Origin of the sequence: Nocardia puris (genome assembly GCF_003315035.1) — a bacterium.
Classification (GTDB): domain Bacteria; phylum Actinomycetota; class Actinomycetes; order Mycobacteriales; family Mycobacteriaceae; genus Nocardia; species Nocardia puris.
Map to the genome: position 1 here is coordinate 1 of NZ_QNRE01000033.1, position 17,717 is coordinate 17,717.

Annotated in this window: 13 protein-coding genes, 3 pseudogenes and 1 other annotated feature; of the genes and pseudogenes, 11 read left to right on the forward strand and 5 right to left on the reverse strand. The window is 61.4% G+C overall.

What is annotated here, in order from left to right; translation table 11 throughout:
• Positions 1-120 precede the first annotated feature (120 nt).
• Positions 121-954, forward strand: coding sequence for an alpha/beta fold hydrolase (locus DFR74_RS34505; protein ID WP_084538232.1), 834 nt, complete (start codon positions 121-123; stop codon positions 952-954).
• A gap of 527 nt (positions 955-1,481) precedes the next feature.
• On the opposite strand, the pseudogene DFR74_RS34510 reads toward DFR74_RS34505, so the two are convergent.
• From DFR74_RS34510 to DFR74_RS37530, 3 genes and pseudogenes are all read right to left on the reverse strand, one after another.
• Positions 1,482-2,537: pseudogene (locus DFR74_RS34510) on the reverse strand (integrase core domain-containing protein); the annotation flags it as partial.
• 182 nt (positions 2,538-2,719) lie between these two features.
• Positions 2,720-4,357 (reverse strand): MFS transporter, encoded by a 1,638-nt coding sequence (locus DFR74_RS34515; protein WP_051047379.1) that lies wholly within the window; start codon positions 4,355-4,357, stop codon positions 2,720-2,722.
• Positions 4,358-4,411: 54 nt separating this feature from the next.
• Positions 4,412-4,747, reverse strand: a complete 336-nt coding sequence (locus tag DFR74_RS37530) for a DUF4873 domain-containing protein (RefSeq protein ID WP_014349813.1) — start codon at positions 4,745-4,747, stop codon at positions 4,412-4,414.
• A 256-nt stretch (positions 4,748-5,003) separates the two neighbouring features.
• Between DFR74_RS37530 and DFR74_RS34525 the strand changes: the two genes are divergently transcribed.
• The 5 genes from DFR74_RS34525 to DFR74_RS34545 all read left to right on the forward strand — a co-directional run bounded on the left by DFR74_RS34525 (position 5,004) and on the right by DFR74_RS34545 (position 10,567).
• Positions 5,004-5,990: an AurF N-oxygenase family protein gene (locus DFR74_RS34525; RefSeq protein ID WP_014349814.1), complete on the forward strand. Its 987-nt coding sequence runs from the start codon at positions 5,004-5,006 to the stop codon at positions 5,988-5,990.
• A gap of 197 nt (positions 5,991-6,187) precedes the next feature.
• Complete coding sequence (locus DFR74_RS34530) at positions 6,188-7,786, forward strand: flavin-containing monooxygenase (RefSeq protein ID WP_083888066.1); 1,599 nt, start codon at positions 6,188-6,190, stop codon at positions 7,784-7,786.
• Positions 7,783-8,640 (forward strand): SDR family NAD(P)-dependent oxidoreductase, encoded by an 858-nt coding sequence (locus DFR74_RS34535; protein WP_014349816.1) that lies wholly within the window; start codon positions 7,783-7,785, stop codon positions 8,638-8,640. Before DFR74_RS34530 ends, DFR74_RS34535 begins: the two co-directional genes overlap by 4 nt.
• Before the next feature lie 45 nt (positions 8,641-8,685).
• Positions 8,686-9,717, forward strand: a complete 1,032-nt coding sequence (locus DFR74_RS34540; protein WP_067514454.1) for a ferredoxin--NADP reductase — start codon at positions 8,686-8,688, stop codon at positions 9,715-9,717.
• Positions 9,718-9,823: 106 nt separating this feature from the next.
• Positions 9,824-10,567 (forward strand): TetR/AcrR family transcriptional regulator, encoded by a 744-nt coding sequence (locus DFR74_RS34545; RefSeq protein ID WP_051047375.1) that lies wholly within the window; start codon positions 9,824-9,826, stop codon positions 10,565-10,567.
• Between the two features lie 476 nt (positions 10,568-11,043).
• Here DFR74_RS34545 and DFR74_RS34550 read toward each other — a convergent pair whose 3' ends face one another.
• Positions 11,044-11,700, reverse strand: coding sequence for a TetR/AcrR family transcriptional regulator (locus DFR74_RS34550; protein WP_171048474.1), 657 nt, complete (start codon positions 11,698-11,700; stop codon positions 11,044-11,046).
• Positions 11,701-11,920: 220 nt separating this feature from the next.
• On the opposite strand from DFR74_RS34550, the gene DFR74_RS34555 reads away from it, so the two are divergent.
• The 4 genes and pseudogenes from DFR74_RS34555 to DFR74_RS34570 form a co-directional block, all read left to right on the forward strand.
• A complete protein-coding gene (locus tag DFR74_RS34555) occupies positions 11,921-12,451 on the forward strand; it encodes a PaaI family thioesterase (protein ID WP_051047376.1) in 531 nt (176 codons plus the stop codon).
• 104 nt (positions 12,452-12,555) lie between these two features.
• Positions 12,556-13,668 (forward strand): cytochrome P450, encoded by a 1,113-nt coding sequence (locus DFR74_RS34560; protein WP_232052005.1) that lies wholly within the window; start codon positions 12,556-12,558, stop codon positions 13,666-13,668.
• Positions 13,662-14,702 (forward strand): BtrH N-terminal domain-containing protein, encoded by a 1,041-nt coding sequence (locus tag DFR74_RS34565; protein ID WP_043737843.1) that lies wholly within the window; start codon positions 13,662-13,664, stop codon positions 14,700-14,702. Before DFR74_RS34560 ends, DFR74_RS34565 begins: the two co-directional genes overlap by 7 nt.
• A gap of 167 nt (positions 14,703-14,869) precedes the next feature.
• A pseudogene (locus DFR74_RS34570) lies at positions 14,870-15,822 on the forward strand (IS3 family transposase); the annotation flags it as partial.
• Positions 15,151-15,282: a sequence feature (AL1L pseudoknot), on the forward strand. (Overlaps the previous pseudogene by 132 nt.)
• Before the next feature lie 7 nt (positions 15,823-15,829).
• Here DFR74_RS34570 and DFR74_RS34575 read toward each other — a convergent pair.
• Positions 15,830-17,206 (reverse strand): IS30 family transposase, encoded by a 1,377-nt coding sequence (locus tag DFR74_RS34575; protein ID WP_084538231.1) that lies wholly within the window; start codon positions 17,204-17,206, stop codon positions 15,830-15,832.
• A 68-nt stretch (positions 17,207-17,274) separates the two neighbouring features.
• On the opposite strand from DFR74_RS34575, the pseudogene DFR74_RS34580 reads away from it, so the two are divergent.
• Positions 17,275-17,592: pseudogene (locus DFR74_RS34580) on the forward strand (integrase core domain-containing protein); the annotation flags it as partial.
• Positions 17,593-17,717 lie beyond the last annotated feature (125 nt).

A 17,717-nucleotide genomic window follows, 5' to 3' on the forward strand; every position in this document is an offset into this window, starting at 1 on the left:
AACAGGAGGACACCACCCCCGCAGAACTCACCGCCTGACCGAACAACCGATCACGCGGTGACCAACTCCGTTACACCACACCCCAGGACTTGACCTCTCACACGGGACGACGGTCCGACATTGCAGATCACCGAATGGGGCTCGCAGACCCCGCGAGTGACTATGGTCTTGACCCATGGACTCGCGTTGTCGCACGAGAGTTGGGAGGACGTTGCTCAGCTTGTGATCGCTGCGGACCCGACTATTCGCGTCGTCACCTACGACCATCGGGGACACGGGGATTCGGAGTCGGCTCCGGCCAGCCTCGAGATTCTTGCGGATGATCTTGCGACTATTCTTTCGGAAACTGTGCCTACGGGTCCGGTCGTATTGGGTGGTCATTCGATGGGAGGGATGACTCTCATGGCCTTGGCTGAACGTCACAGTGAGGTGCTCGGACCGAGAATCCTCGGCGTCGCGTTGGTGTCGACAGGGGCGGGCGATATTCTGGGAAATATGATGCGCAGCAAATTCTGGCGAAGGCTGATAATGCTGGGTCTGGAGGCGCTACCCTATATCAGGATTCCTTCCCGGCCGCTTTTCCTGATGCGGCAGTCGACACGAGGCATCCTATTCGGAGCGCGTCCTCGTCGGCACGATATGAACCGTGCTGTGCTGCAGCTCGCGAAGAGCAATTCTCGCAATGTCGCGGAGCTGACCCGTTCGATACTCTCTCACAAACGTTACGGCGTGCTGGGCAGATTCAGCTGTCCCGTCGTCGTGCTGGTCGGGTCTCGTGACCGCCTGACCCCCGTTCATCACTCGCGTGCGCTTCGGCATCGTATTCCAGGGAGTCATTTGGTCATCTTCGAAAAGGCTGGGCACTACCTGCCCTACGAACGCAGCGGTGAGGTGGCCGTCCATCTCCTCGGATTGACTCGGGAAGCGCGCATACGCGAAGCAACCGTCGCATAGCGGCATTAACATTCGTCATACGCTGAGGGTAACGATAGGCGAATAGTTCGCTATCAGAGCTTGATATCGGTCCGGGAACCGCGGAACGCCCTTTCTCAACAGCCGGATGATGACTGTCAGGGTAGTGGGTGCAGCCGCAGCGCGCTGGGGCCGATGTCGTATAGTCCAGCGTCGGCTGCCGGTGCCGCTAGTTGTGGTCGGCTTTGAAGCCACCGATTTCAATGCGGGTTCCAGCTGGCTGTTTCAGCGGTTGCGGCCCGGCGCGCGGGTTCGCAACCTTGTTGTCGAACGTCTCGGCGAAGCTGTTGTTCAAGGTTGTGCCCGGCGGCAGGTACCGAGCTACAGAACATGCTGGTCACCATCATCGGTCCGCCGCCCCGGTTTTAGGTTGGACAACGGTCGGGAGATGATTTCGGTTGCCCTGCAACCAGTTCTGCGCCGACCGGGTCGGAGTATCCTAAGCGGTGACGGGACCCGGTAGTCGGTCCGCCGCGTGTGAGAACCGGTTGTAGGGGATGCAGGGTTGTAGCGTATCCGGCTGGGGCGTTGCAGCCCAGGCCGGAATCTCTTCGGCGGTGATTGTATTCTTCCTTCCAGTCGCTGATCACGACGCGGGCTTGGGTCAACGACCAGAAGCTGTTGATGTTGGGGCATTCGTCGCGTCGGCGGCGGCTGAACCATTCAATGTAGCCGTTGCGGCAGGGTCGGCTAGTGTGACGAACGCTGAGCAGACCCGTTCCGCCGCCCAGTCGCCTGGCACGCGAAATTGGTCTGTTGCCGCAGCGCAGGGCGGCGGGGTAGCTGCGATCGACAGCGATTCGTTGATGAGTCCGTCGGCGGTGATCGATCGTTCCACCAGCCGGCCCAAGCATTCGCGGGTGTGTTTCATCGACGATGGAGACGATCTTGACCGGGCGTGCGTCGTCGCTGGCATCGAATCGGAAGTCCACTGCCCATACACGGTTGGGTGCCTTTGCCTCCGTGGTGGTGGTGGTTTCCAGGCGTTTCGGCGCCGCAGCGGCCCTCGTAATCCCTCGTCGCGCCAGAGGCGTTGGATTTTCTTGTGATTGACTGTCCAGCACTCGCTGCGGGCGCCGTGGTAGGCGCGGCGGAATCCTTGCCGTGGATGGGTTTCGTCCAGGCACGCAGCCATTCACGCAAAGCCGCATCGGGATGTGCATTGGTGTCGGTGGTTCGAACGCGCCGTTGTATACTTCGATGTTCGCCGGTAACCGGCAGGCGAACCTTTCGCGGACCCCGAGCACCCGCACCAGGTGCGCCACGGCCGCCCGCCGGCGTTCCGGGTCTAGAAGGTTCCCTTGGCGATCTCGTTCAATGCAGCTTTCTCTAGCTTCGCCTCGCCGAGAAGACTTTTCAGAGTGGAGTGTTCGCGTTCGGGGCCCTTCAACCGTTTGCCGTCGCCGGCCTTCAGCCCGCCGAACTGGTTGCGCCACCGTTAGTAGGTGGCCATGGTGATCTGCAGTGACGGCGACTTCCTTATTCTCGCCCAGCAGGTGGACGGCCTTGCTCAGCTTGCGCACGGCCTGTGGAGGTGTGTGCCCTTTTCGTGTCGCCATAGTCATCGAGCGTTCCTGCCCACTACGTGGGCGGCAATGCTCTCACAGCCGCCGGACCAAATCTCATCGGGTCAGGTCAGACGAATTCGCAAAGCGCGCACCACTTGAACCTACCTATCCTCGATGATCAGACACTGCCCATTCGACCTACGGGTCGCTATGCGATGCATTGGGGACAACGCAACTGACTATGGATCGAGTGTTCGCCGCACTGATGCCATCGATCGGTCATTGGCGTGGGCATCCGATCGACTGGTTCGAGCGGCGTGTGTAGGCCAGGGGAGGTGACGTCGGCGGCGCCGTCGGATACCGCTTTCGGCGGCTTTTCGTGGAGGGGAAAGTGGGACGAGGATCAGAACCCCGGCTATGGTGATCGCTGCCAGCGCGAGCGCCGAATGTTCCACCCCACTCCAAAAGGCATCCTTCGCATAGTCGGCGAGAGGTCTTCCTACATTACCGGCACGCTCAGCGACTTCAAGGGCACCGGCCAGGGAACTGCGGACCGGAGCGCGCGCGGGCTCGGGAAGGCGGTCCAGCACCTCGTTGATCCTCGAGGTATAGCTCGCGGACAAAATGCTACCGGAGACGGCAATGCCGATGGCCGCGCCGACTTCGCGAGTCGCGTCGTTGACCGCAGCGGATACCCCGTGCTTCTCCAACGGTGTGTCGAGCATGATCGCGTTGGTCGCGGGGGCGGCCGACAAGCCCAGCCCGGCGCTCATGATCAACAGGGGCCAGAGAACGTCGAAGTACGACGAACCGGTGTCGAGGCGAAGGATGGCGAGTAAGCCGACGGCGATGGTCAGAAGACCGGTCGCTGTCGTCACCCGCAATCCCGCCCATGCAGCGATTGCCGGCGACACGAGTGACATCACGATGAGCGGAACGACCATCGGCGCCAGCGCCAGCGCCGAGCCGAGGGCATCGAACCCGAGGATGAGCTGGAAGTGCTGTACCAGTAGGTACATCACACCGAAAGTCACGAGAAACTGGATGGTTATCGATAGCGCGCCGCTTGAGAAGCCCCGGCGGCGGAACAGGCTCACGTCCAGTAGCGGGTGCTCGGCACGCACCTCGGTGAGGATAAATGCCACGGTGCCGATTACTCCCGCCGCACCTGCGACAAGAACCCGGACATCCGTCCAGCCGCGCGACGGACCCTCGATGACCGCGAACACCGACGTGCCGATGGCGAGCACGACCCAGAACATGCCGAGAAGATCGAACGGCGGGAGTTCGGCGTCCTGTGAATCGGGCACGGTGAAGGCCAGAACCAGCAGTAGTAGTGCGACGACGGTCAGACCGACGAAGATCGAATGCCACGACCACTGGGTAAGAAGCAGACCGGATCCCACCATGCCGATCACGCCACCCGAGCCGGCGATCCCGGCCCAGACTCCGACCGCGTACGACCGCTTCTCCACTGGGAGGTTGCTTGTCAGAAGCGAGAGGGTCGCCGGCATGACGAAAGCTGCTCCTGCGCCCGCCAAGGCCCGGGAGGCAATGAGTGCCGCAGGAGTATCGAGAAATACAGGCACAACTGAAGCGGCCGCGAAGACCGCCAGGCCGACGATTAGAACGCGTCGGCGCCCATACCGATCGCCGATCGCGCCAGCGGGCAAAACCAAGCAGGCGAGGACCAGCGTGTATCCGTCGACGATCCAAGTGAGAGCATTTTGATCTGCGCCGATGTCGAGCGCAAGGGCAGGCAGAGCGGTGTACAGCGCTGCCATGGCCGCAACAACCAATGCTACTGCGGCACAGGTTATGGCCAGCGTCCAAGCCGCGGAGTTGCGGTCGCGAAGCCGGTCTCCAAAGCTGATCATGTCGGTATCCTGGTCCCTTCGGGGCGTCGTCGGCATTCGCGTAGGTCCTACGGCTCAGCTTTGCGTAGCTTCTACTTCCTCCAGCGTCGTCGGCACGTGATAGGGCGGTCGTCCTCTGCCCTGAACTCGATAGCGGCCCCAGAAGTCACGATCGCCGATGGTCGCCGGTGCCTCGCCCGTACTGGTCCGGATCAGCACGGAACGTCGGCGTCCCCCTAACAGATTGTCGAGTTCGTCGTTCTGGCGGATGCGCCCGTACCAGCTGAAGCGGCCGTCGATGGGTTGGAAATAGCCGCGCAGTTCGACTTGCACCTCGACGTCGTCGGTTGCGATCACCACTGTGGCCGGCCCGATGTAGTCAGAGGCATCGTGCGGACTCTGAGACTTCACTGTGAACTCCTCCGTTTGGTCGATAGTCGACGCCAGCGATCGGATCGCCCGGCACTGGGGCCAAGTAGCCCGGCGTCGGGATCGGGGCCGGCCCTTGACAAGCCGCGCCGCCGGGGTCAAAGTTACCTCATACCCCAAGTATCCGCTACTGCCCGTATTGCACTCTTGAGCGGATACCGGGTTACTGCCACCGGACGTTGATCCGGACAGGATGTATCGATGCAGAGTCATCGATCGAGTCTCAAAGGAGCGACAGATGACGACCAGTGACGTCAGGGCCGAGACCAACGGGCAGATTGCCGTAACCACCGACGGTATGGCGCGCGTGAGCGGTCGGCGACCCATTGACCTGCAACGATCGGCCGGACGACTGCTCAAGACTTCCGTAGAGAAGTTCTACGACGCCGAAGTCGACATCGACTGGGATAGTCCGTGGCTGCCGGATAAGGCGTGGTTCCCCGAGCATCGCCTGTCCCTCTACGGCACCGGTCTGTGGAACCGGCTTTCCGAGGAACAGAAGATCGACCTGGGCAAACATGAGTTGGTGAGCATCCTCAGCTTCGGGATCTACGCCGAGAATTTGCTGAGTATGGCGTTGCTACGGCTGAACACGACGGGTGATCTCGTCGACAACAAGGCCCTATACGCACTTGCCGAGGTTGGCGACGAGAGCCGCCATTCCACAATGTTCGCGCGTCTGATCGCCAAAACGGGGATCCCGCCCTACAAGCTTCCGCCGGGGTTTCTGTCGCTGGCGAAGATCCTGCATTTCGTCCCGCTCGGGCCCTCGATCCAGGGCGCGACCTTGCTGATCGAGGAGATTCTCGATCGGGCACAGCGTGAAGCGATGAACGACGAACGCCTACAACCGCAGGTCCGGCAGTTGATGAAAATTCACGTGCTCGAGGAGGCCCGCCACATCACGTTCGCGCGCTCCGAGCTTGTCGAGGGTATGCGGTCGCGAGGCCGGATCTCGCGGGCATGGCACCGCGGCGTCCTCGCAGTTGTCGCGAACCTGTCCTACCCGATCTTGATCAATCCCAAGCTGTACCGTGCTGTCGGCGTGCATCCTCTGCGGGGGTTCCTCGCTTGCCAATTCGGCCCGCACTACCGGGAGAACCTGCAGTTCATGTCCGAGCCGATGATCCGATTCTTCGATGAGGCAGGAATGATGGAAGGTCGCTTCACCATGTTCCTTTGGCGCCTGACGAGGAGCCTCCCCGACGATATCGCCCGGCGGTGAACAGACTCGGACCGGCGTGAACAGCACCACGCATATTGCTAAGCGCAAGTCGCGCCGTGATATGTTGCGGCGGGCACTCGTCGAATCCCGCGAACTCCTCGGTCCCGCCCCCGGTCCGACATATCCGCAGTAGCTGAGTAGCTATCGAAAATTGTGGCCACCTGTACCGCACGTGAGCCAACGTTCAGAGGAAATCGATGAGTAATAACCGTTCTGCCAAATACACGGGAAAGACCAATGGTTCGGGAGGTCGTGCAGCGAGCGAGAGGGTGCACACAACAGAGGTCCTCATAGTCGGGAGCGGATTCTCCGGCATGGGAATGGCGATTCAACTGCTGAAATCGGGAATGAATGACTTCTTGATAATCGAGAAGGATTCCGAAATCGGCGGAACCTGGCGCGACAATACATATCCGGGCTGTGCCTGCGATGTCCCTTCTCACATGTACTCGTACTCTTTCGAGCCCAAGCCGGATTGGAGTCACTTGTGGGCAGGACAGGATGAAATTCAGCAGTATCTCCTGAGTCTCGCACGCGAGTACGATCTCTATAGCCGCACGCATTTCGGGCGGGCCTTGCAATCCGGATACTGGGATCCTAGTGATTCCGCGTGGCATGTTGCGACCTCCGACGGCAACGAGTACGTCGCCCGATTCCTGGTTTCAGGCGTAGGCGCACTCCATATACCGAATATCCCCCAGATCAAGGGGCAGAAGAAGTTCGCTGGTGCAGCATTTCACTCGGCGCAGTGGGATCATGACTGCACATTGGATGGCAAGAAGGTCGCTGTTATCGGGACCGGTGCGAGCGCAATCCAATTCGTTCCGGAAATTGCCAAGGTAGCCGATGAACTGCATCTATACCAGCGGACGCCGGCGTGGGTACTGCCCCGTAGGAACGTCAAGGTCCCGAAGGTGATCCAAGCCCTGCTCACGAGGGCGCCGATCCTCGCCAAAGCCCTCCGGACTGCCATCTACTGGTCAGCGGAGTCACTGTCGATAGGACTGAACGGACATATCAATTTCATGCGTCCGCTCGAGAGTGTCGCCAAGTGGAACATAGCGCGGGGAATTGATGATCCCGCGCTGCGCAAGAAGCTCACCCCCACGTATCGCATCGGGTGCAAAAGAATCCTCGGTTCCAGTGACTACTACCCAGCGCTGAATCGGCCCACTACATCCGTCATCACCGACGGGATCGCCGAGATCACCGAGGACGCCATCATATCCCAGTCCGGTGACAAGCGTCCGGTCGACGTGATCATCTATGCCACCGGTTTCCACGTAACCGACGGGTTCGACCACCTCCGGCTCAAGGGTGCGTCCGGTCGTGAACTCTCCTCCGTATGGTCGGACGAAGGGATTCAAACCCATCTCGGCATCACCACCGCAGGTTTCCCGAACTTGTTCTTCCTGCTCGGCCCCAACACCGGGCTTGGTCACAACTCGGTGGTATTCATGATCGAATGCCAGATCAGGTACATCATCGGCGCGATTCGGCTCGCGAAGCAACGCGGCGCAGCTGCGCTCGAGGTGCGTGAACCCGTTCAGCGGGAATTCAACTCGGACATCCAGCGGAAATTGGTGAACGGGGTCTGGAGCAGCGGGGGGTGCACTAGTTGGTACCTCGATGCACAGGGTGTCAATCGGACGGTCTGGCCAGGTTTCACCTGGCAGTATTGGCGGCGTACCCGCAATGTCGCGGACTCTGATTTCGCGTTGGTCGGCGAGTCGACAGGTGATCGAAGCGGCGACCTCCTTCCGAATTCGATCAAGAAGGGTAGCTTGCCGAGATGAGAGAGTTCAGCGACCGAGTCGTCTCGGTAACCGGGGCAGGTTCAGGAATCGGCCGTGCAGTTGCAATTCGACTCGCCGGCGAGGGCGCGCGGCTGGCCATTGCCGACATCGACGGCGAACGGGCCCGCGAAACCGCCTCCATGTGTACCGCGCTGGGTGTCGAATGCCAGCACTATCAGCTCGATGTGGCCGATCGTAGCGCATTCACGGAATATCGTCGTCAGGTCCTCAGCGACTTCGGTTCGGTCAGTATGGTAATCAACAATGCCGGGGTCGCACTCGGCGCCGACATACTGGATATGCAATGGATCGACTTCGAATGGTTGATGTCGATCAATTTCTGGGGAGTCGTGAACGGCACGAAACTATTTCTTCCGGATCTGATCGACTCGGGCGACGGCCATGTTGTCAACGTGTCGAGTGTCTTCGGACTGATGGCCATTCCCAGTCAGAGCGCATATAATGCTTCCAAATTCGCCGTCCGAGGCTTTACCGAGGCGTTGCGCCAGGAGATGCGAATTAACCGGCTACCGGTGGGCGTAACATGCGTGCATCCGGGTGGTGTTCGCACAAATATTGTGCGCGGAGCTCGAGGTGTCGGCGCGATGGGTGATCAGGAGAAGATTGTCGCCGGTTTCGATCGTATAGCGCTCACCACTCCGGAAAGCGCCGCCGAAACGATCCTGAAGGGCGTGCGACGGAACAAACCTCGAGTCCTTATCGGACCCGATGCCCTGGGTTTCGATTTCGTCGCCCGCGCGGTGGGGCCGAGGTATCAGGACCTGAACGCTCCGCTGGCCCGTGTCGGCTATGCGATCGGCCGTCGTTACGGCCTTGTCAAGCGCGACAGTTGAATCTGGGCCACGGGCCGGAATAATAGAGAAGGAATATCCTGGAAGATGAGCATGCCATGTGAACTCACGGTCTCCCGTGTAGTGCAGGAAACAGCGGATGCGGTGTCCATTTGGTTCGAGGTGCCCGAGCAGCAATTGGGCGTATTTGCCTACGACCCCGGGCAGTTTCTTACGTTGCGTATTCCCGGAGCCGGTGACGGGGAATATGTGGCCAGATGCTATTCGCTCTCGAGTTCCCCGCATGCAGACGACTCGCTAGCTGTCACAGTGAAACGCACGGAGGGCGGGTACGGATCTAACTGGCTGTGCGACAACATCAAGGTTGGCGCTGAGGTAACCGTTCTGCCGCCCACCGGGCACTTCACACCGAAAGACCTGGATGCGGACATGGTTCTGTTCGCAGCTGGTAGCGGAATCACCCCGGTGTTATCCATCGTCAAGTCGGCTCTGCTCGAAGGCGGCGGCCATCTCGTTCTCTTCTATGCCAACCAGCATGCCGAGAGCGTCATCTTCGGTGAAGACCTCCGTTACCTCGCCAAGCAGTTTCCCGAGCGACTGACTCTCATCGAGTGGCTGGAGAGCGAGCGTGGGCTACCGGACCGAAGCGCAATCCTTGAAATCTGCCGTGAGTACCGAAATCGGATGTATTTCTTGTGTGGGCCGGCGGTGTTCATGGATTTGGTGGTAGACGCGGCGCGCGAAGCCGGCGTGCAGCACCGGAACCTACACCGAGAAGTATTCCAATCTCTGCACTCCGATCCCTTCGACGTGGAGAACTACGTCAAGGAATCAATGACGAACGAACAAGCCCGTCTAGTAGTATATCTCGATGGTGATCGCGCCGAGCTGGAATGGCCGAAAGATTTGACCCTCGTCGAGGTCTTGTTGAACGAGGGGTACTCGCCTCCGTATTCCTGCCGGGAAGGCGGATGCGGTGCATGTGTGTGCAAGGTTATCGACGGCGATATAGAGATGAGAGTAAACGAGGTACTCGATGATGATGATATCGAGGAAGGTGATCGACTGGCATGCCAGTCGGTACCCGCCACCAATTCGGTGACTGTGACATTCGACTGACCATGCGTTCGCGTAGGCCCCGTAACGGCGTTCATGCTCGCCCGATCCAGCGCGCAATCGCCGCCCGCGATATCGGTCACTTGTCCGATAGCGTATACTCGGCCAGATGGCGGGCGCACAAAAGCGGATTCGGGAGGTCGGTAGCTCGGTGGTTCGGCGAATTGACGCACGCTCGAGCCGATGGGAAGAGCACCGGGTCCTGGTTCGAGCAGAACTGGTCGACGCAGCGTACCGTGCCTTCGGCAAGTACGGTCCGGACGCGAGCATGGACGACATCGCTCGGGAGGCGGGTGCGACAAAACCCAAGCTGTATCGCCACTTCAAGGACAAACTGGGCCTTCGTGCAGCTGTTATCGAACGTGCGAAGGAACTCATGTGGTCGAATGTGCTTGCTACCGTTGATTTCGGATCCGATCCGATTCGAAATGTGATGAATCAGCTCGTCGAGCAATACGCGCAGCTGGTCGACGAGCACAAGAACGTCTTCCAGTTTCTCGTTCGTAGTCATTTTAGCGACAATTCATCGGGATCGGATCCAGCTCTTGAGAACGCACGTGAACTGGCAGGTTTCATTGCGGATCATTTCGTCACGGTTTTGGAAACCGCTGGGGCTGACACGTCGGGCATAGACTTGGTGGTGCAGTCGATCGTAGGGGCGAGCCTCTCCGCGACGGATTGGTGGATAAACTCGCAATCCGATCCGACCTCGGCTATGCCGAGAAAGGCTTTCGTCGAGCATCTCAGCGCAATCATTTGGGGGATTATCGATTCCTCGGCGCGAGCTCGTGGAATCCGGATAGACCCGGATTCGACTTTGCGGATTGAGAATATTGGACTGATCGAGGCTTAGCTGAGCGAATTCGAGCCAAACGCCGGTCGAAGACGACGCGGGATGAGCTTATCTGCCATAGCGCGGTGACACTGCCGGATTGCATCCCCGCGGGGCAAAAGACCCGTGAGCAATGCCGTTGTCGCGCCATCGCCGGTGGGCGGGACGACCGCCGATCGGCCTGGTCCGCATCGATTGCTCGGTGCGTCAGCGTCGTCGGTGCTGCTCTACCCAACGCAGCAGCTGGTTGGGCTTGCCCGGCTTGTGCATGACAGCTCATGTGTCATTTGATAGTTTCGGGATTGCTTTCGTGCGAACCTGCGGACCCGAATCGATGGATCCGACGCGAACTTGGTTCAGACCGCCCGCAACCGCTGGCGACCACTTCGCGCTCGACGTTCCTCCGGCCGAGTCCGAGCTACGTTTCGAGAGCGTCGCCGCCTACTTGTCGTTGAACCAGCTGCTGTGGAATCAAGGGAAACGAGGGTACCGCTGCTTCAATGGCTCGGTACCGCGTTGTGGCATGCAGCTGAGGCATCTGGTCTGAGACCCGCAGAGCCCACCCCGAGATAACGTAGGGCAATCTCGGAGATCCGGCGTGCCGTTTCGGCGCTGTCGCTGGCCGGTAGTACGAGATGGCTGATCGTCAATCGAATGAGCGCATCGACTGCGTCGGCCACGTCATTGGCGTCGATGGTGGGGTAGTGGTGGAGGAACGCGGTGACCAGTCGCTCGGACGCGAGTTGAAGCATGGAGGCAGAGGTTGTCAACAGGGGGAGGACGCCGGTTTCATCGCGCGGGCCGCTACCGGGTGTAGTCAGGACGGCTTTGAGTAAGGGGCTGGTTGCAGCCTCGTCGAGCGTGTAGCGAACTATCGCTCGGATCGATTCAGGCAACGCGCTGCGGTTGGAAGCAAGCAAATCCTCGATCCCGGTCAGGAATTGCTCCGCTTCGTGCAGAACGAGTGCATCTCCAAGCCCTTGCTTGTCGCCGAACTCTCGATACAGCGTGGCGCGTGATACTCCGATCAGACCGGCTACCTCGCCGAATCGTACACGTTCCCAGCCCTTCTCGACCGTCAGGGCGCGGGCGGCGCGGATTGCTGCCTCGCGGAGGTGTCGCCTGAACGACAGCCTCACCGATTCTTCCACCACCCCTCGGATGGTAACAGAACGTGGGTTTTGTTCATGAGTGGACAAACTCCCGGACACTTCGTCATGTCCGCGCGTTGCTTGATCGCGAGCTATGCGCGACAAGTAGCGGAGATCTGATCAATTGTTGACAAAATGGTTCTGATTGTCTCCAATGTAGTTGTATCGCGGTCCTGCTCGAGTCTGATGTTGGGCGCGCGTTAGTCGACAGAGAGGTCTGGCCATGGACAAGGCTTCGGATGCGGTCAGTAGGTTGTCTGACCCAGGCGTGGAGGACTGGGTGCGCTCGTTCCGGCTCCTGGAATCCGGATCGCCAGAGTTGCCGCCGCACCATCCCGACTGTCTTGGTTGTGGGCCGGCCAACCCGCACGGACATTCCCTATCGGTGCGGCGTTGCGGGGGCGGCGTCGTTGCTCACCATCTTTTCGACCAGCGTCATGTCGGAGCGCCGGGGATCGCGCACGGTGGCGCGGTGGCGACCGTCATCGACGACCTGTTCGGCTTCTTGCTGTACACGGTCGGCGAACTCGCCGTGACCCGGAATCTCGACATGGATTATCTCGCCCCGGTACTGCTCGATACCCCCTACACGCTGCACGCCGAGGTACGGTCGCGGCATAGCCGTAAGTTGAATCTCGCGGCCAGGATGGAGGATCTAGAAGGGCGCTCGGTCACTACGGCAACCGCCGTGTTCATCGTGGTCGAGGCCGAACACTTCCTGCAGTCGCGGGCGAAGGCTCGGAGGCAGGCGTGACTGCTGGACCAACTGAGAGGGAACTACTCCTCGACGTCTTGCTGACCGATCACGGCTCAGCCGGCCCCTACGAGGCGTTCCGACGCTTGCGCGAGACTCAGCCCGTGCTTGTCACGCGATCGGGGGTCCTGGTACTGAGTCGCTACGACGACTGCGCAGCTGCGCTCCGTAACCGTAGCCTCGGCAAGGCCGACGAGTCGCTGGGATTCGGCTTGTCGGAGATTCCCGAAGAGTTGCAACGTCAGGCTATGCATCGATTCCGGCGCACCATGCTGTTCCGCAACCCGCCTGACCACCACCGGCTGCGTCGGCTGGTCGCTGACGTTTTCACCCCTCGGCACATCGACGAGTTGCGCGGCCGCGTTGTCACGCAGATCCGTGATCTGATCGATGTCATCGAGGACCAGGGTTCCGCCGATATCATCAGCGATCTCGCCCTCCCGCTGCCCGTGAATGTAATAGGCGATCTTCTTGGAGTGCCAGTGACCGATCGAGCCGTGGCCGCTCCTCTGGTACGCGCCCTGGTCGCCTCGCTCGAGCCCAGCGCGGACGCCGCGGCGCTGACTGCCGCGTGTGAAGCGGAAGACCAACTCGCAACGTACTTCACAGACCTCCTGGCGGCCAAACGCGCCCACCCGGACGACGACCTGCTCAGCCGTCTCGCCGTGGCGCATGGCGACGACGTCTTGGACGACGACGAATGCGTTGGCACCGCGATACTGTTGTTCGCGGCAGGGTTCGAAACCACCACAAACCTCATCGGTAACGGCGTTGCTGCACTGCTCGCCCATCCCAGCCAAATGGACCTATTGCGGGCCAGGCCCGATCTGGCGAGCAACGCCGTCGAAGAATTGTTGCGTTACGACTCGCCGGTCCAGACCAATGGGCGCACGGTGCTCGAGCCAACACGGGTGGCAGGAGTCGACCTGGATCCTGGCCAGGTTGTATTGACCTTGCTCGGGGCGGCCAACCGAGACCCGGACCGATTCTGCGACCCCGATAGCCTCGATATCACCCGAACCGGGACCCCGCCGCTATCGTTCGGTGCCGGCATTCACTTTTGTCTTGGCGCGCCGTTGGCGCGGCTCGAAGGAGCCGTACTGTTCCCACTCCTCACGGCGCGTTTTCCCGGTCTTAGGCTCGTCGAACAACCTCGCTGGCGTACGGGGTTGTCCTTTCGCGGGCTGTCGAGTCTGAAGGTGGTCACCGGATGCTGATCCAGCCTTACCCGCACCTGAAGGGCGGCCATTGTGGTTCGGGTGCGTTGCGCGATCTTATGTCCTGGGCCGGGCTTGGCTGGGACGGCGAGCTGAGCGAAGGACTCGTGTTCACACTCGGCGGCGCACTCGATTTCGCTTACCTGCGCGCCGATGCGATCAATCCTCCGATATACCTGGTGGGGCGTGGTGGGGATTTGGAGGTCGACCTGTTGAGGCGCCTCGGTGCGAAGACCGAACTACGTCAGACCGAGGATCCCGACCTCGGTTGGAAATGGGTGAGGACCGAACTGGACTCCGGACGGCCCGTCATGGTCTGGGCCGACATCGCTGAACTCCCATACCTGCGGGTACGACTGCGCATGAGCCGCCACGACATCGTTATCGTCGGCTATGATGACGAGGCTCGCGACGCGTATATCGTCGACAACGACCGCGATGAGATCCAGACGGTGTCGTATGACGCATTGGCACGGGCACGAGCCTCCACGGGGTTCCCGACACCCACACGCCACGCCACGTACATAGTCGATTGGCCGTCCGACGTGCCTGACCTCCCGTCCATGGCTGCCGCAGCGCTCGAACAATCGGCGGCAACCCTGAAACATGGGGGCCCCAGTTCGATTGCCGCGCCGGCCTCGAACGGTGTCTCCGGCACCGGGCTCGACGGCGTTCGCCGCTTCGCTGAAGACGTCTCCAGTTGGCCCGACATCTTCGGAGACGAAGACCTCGAGGCTGTGCTCAGGTCACTCGCTGCCTTCATCGAAAAAGCGGGTACCGGAGGCGGTCTGTTTCGACGCCTCATCGCTCAAGGGTGCGTCGATCTCGCCGATTACACGCGCAATCCGAAGGTTCACGCGGCCGCACGCGCAGCACGGCTGGCCGCACAGTCTTGGACGAGGCTCGCCCAAATCGCCGTCTCCGATGAAACCCCATCGCGACGCTCGGTTCAGGTAGCCCGGCATGCCGCCGTGCTGCCAGAGTTGGAGGAAACCTTGGCAGATCTTCTCGCCGCCGCCGCCAACTCACTCTGAACCAGCTTGTCTGCAGACAGGTACATCCGCTACGGCTTCGAGACCGGTGGTGAAGTGCGCCTGTGGGGGATGGGGTAGCCCCAGGCGGTGGCCCGGGACCGGGCCGACGACGTGAACCGTCCTGGACTGGCTGGAGACTCCTGATTTAGCAAGGGAGACTGTCAGCCATGGCGGCACCACGGAAGTTCGACGAGGAAACCCGCGCTCGGGCGGTGAGGATGTATCAGGATCGGATCCGCGAGCACGGTGACTCGATGGCCGGTGCGCGCCGGCATGTCGGTGCGCTGCTGGATATCAACCCGGCGACTCTGCGGAACTGGGTCACCCGCGCCGAGCAGGGCGAGACCGGGCCGGCGGCCGCGGCGGAATCGGAGTATGCGGAGTTGAGGGCTCTGCGGCGTGAAGTAGTCGAATTGCGCAGGGCGAACGAGCTTTTGCGGACAGCGAGTGCGTTTTTCGCGGCGGCGGAGGTCGACCGCCGACTGCGGTGATCGTCGACTACATCGACGACCACAAGGGTTGCTTCGGGGTTGACCCGATCTGCCGCGTGCTGACCGAGCACGGGCTCAAGATCGCCCCGTCCACCTACTATGCCGCCAAACAGTGCGGTATCAGCGACGCCACCTGGGCCGATGCTCACACCGCGAACGTGTCGTTCGACCTGTGGAGCGCGAATCGGGGCCTGTACGGGGTGCGCAAACTCTGGCACACCGCCCGCCGCGCCGGTCACAATATCGGCCGCGACCAGGTAGCGCGGCTGATGCGGCTGACCGGGATAGACGGGGTTGTGCGCGGGTGACGGACCACGAGAACCACCGAACCCGGGCCCGCGTCGACGCCGCGGCATCCGGACCTGATCGGGCGCGCCTGGTCGACGCCGATGCGTCCAGATCAATGGCGGGTTGCCGATTTCACCTACTGCTGGACTCTGGCCGGGTTCTGTTACACCGCGTTCTGCGTGGACGTGTATTCGCGACGGATCTTGGGCTGGCGGGTTATGTCGTCGAAGACGACACCGTTGGTTATCTCGGTGCTCGAACAGGCGTTGTTCACCCGCCGTAGAACCGCTTTCCGTTTCACCGCAACAGGATTGATACATCATTCCGATGCGGGGTCGCAAGGCGGATTCAACTGGTCGTCGCAACACTTTGCTGTTGCAGCGATTGTAGGCGACGTTCCATCGCTTCGGCGGGAGTGCGCCATTCGAGAACCTTCCGCGGTCGTGTGTTGAGGGTATGCGCGACGGCCGCGAGATCCTTCGCGGTCCACCGCGAGAGATCGGTGCCCTTCGGGAAGTACTGACGCAGAAGGCCGTTCGTGTTCTCGTTGGTTCCGCGCTGCCAAGGACTGCGCGGGTCGGCGAAGAAGACCGGGACACCGATCGTCGATGCCAGCTCCGCATGGGCCGACAACTCCTTTCCCCGATCCCAGGTCAGGGACTTCAGCATCGGCTCGGGGATCTTCCGCAGCGCCGCCGAGAGTGCCTTGTTCATCGATGACGCCCCGTAACCACTGCGCGCGGTACCGTTCTTGACCGGTGCCGTCTGCCCCCATCCGTCCTCACGAGGCAAGTGAACAAGGACGGTGAACCGGGTGGACCGGTCGACAAGGGTGCCGATCGCGGAGCGGTCGGTACCGATGATGAGATCGCCTTCCCAGTGACCCGGATTCGCACGATCCTCGGCTTCGGCGGGCCGGTTACTGATCAGAACGTCGGGAGTGATGTGGGCCCAGGCGACGCGCTTGGAGCGGGCCCGGGGCATGCGCAGGGACCGACCGGTGCGCAGAGTCAGGATCAGTTCCCGATCGAGCCCACCGCGCCCTTCGATATATAGTGCCTGGTAAATGGCCTCGTGGCTGATCCGCATCGACGTGTCGTCGGGGAAGTCGATCTTCAGTCGCTGCGAGATTTGCTCCGGGCTCCATGCCTGGACCCATTGCCTGTCGGAGCGGTGCGGTTTGTTGCGCCCGGTCCAGGTTCCCGTCGGCGGTCCGGTGACAACCCGGCCCTTCGCATCGGTGATCCGCCCGGCCAGGCGCTGCTGGACGTAGTCCCGGAGTTGCCTGTTTTCGGCGAGCTTCGCCGTTTTCGGGCGTCTGGCGAACAGTTCGGCTTTCCACTGGGCGACCGAGGCGCGGTAGTCGAGTTTGCCGCTTCGGGTCGCGGCGTTGCGCCGCAACTCACGGGAAATGGTCGACGGGCTGCGGCCCAGGACCTGCGCGATCTGCCGCACGCCCTTGCCCTGCACCCGCAGCAGCGCGATCTCCTCACGCTCGGCGAACGACAAGTAGCGGCCGCCGGGCCGGCTCCACGAATACGGTGACATCCCGCCAGCATCGCGGAACCACCGACTTCCCTTGACAGGCGATACCCCCACTGCGACACCAGCTTCCGTCGGCAGCAGTCCTTCGGCGATCTTGTCCCAGAACAGGCGCTCCACCGACCGCGGCGTCCCGGGCGCACCCGGCGACCGCATCGGCGCTCGCCCTGTGACTTCCCGCATCCAATCCGACGGCCTTCCCACAACACCCTCCATAACCTCGGGTGTTGCGTCCACCGGTTGAACCTGAGCAATACACGGCAGTGAAACTCGGTGAAACACTGACACTTTCGGACCTCAAGCCCTCTATCGGGTCTGTCGGCGATGCCTACGATAATGCCCTCGCCGAGACCACGATCGGGCTCTACAAGACCGAGGCGGTCCGTGACGATTCCCCGTTCCGGCGCGGCCTGCTGACCCGGCTCGCCGATGTCGAACTCCTCACCGCCGACTGGATCGGCTGGTACAACCAGTCCCGGATCATGCACCGACTCGGCCGTCGGCCACCGGTCGAGCACGAAGCCGACTACTATGCACTCCACGCCGAGCAACCGGCTGGAGACAGATAAACCGGTGCGCATCAACCCCGGGGCGCTTCAGCGTGTAGCTGTCCGAAGGGTTCGTGCAGGCGGTGGCCGTTGATCTGCTCGTCGTCGATGTAGAGCTGTTGGAAGATTGCCTGATTGAACAGGCG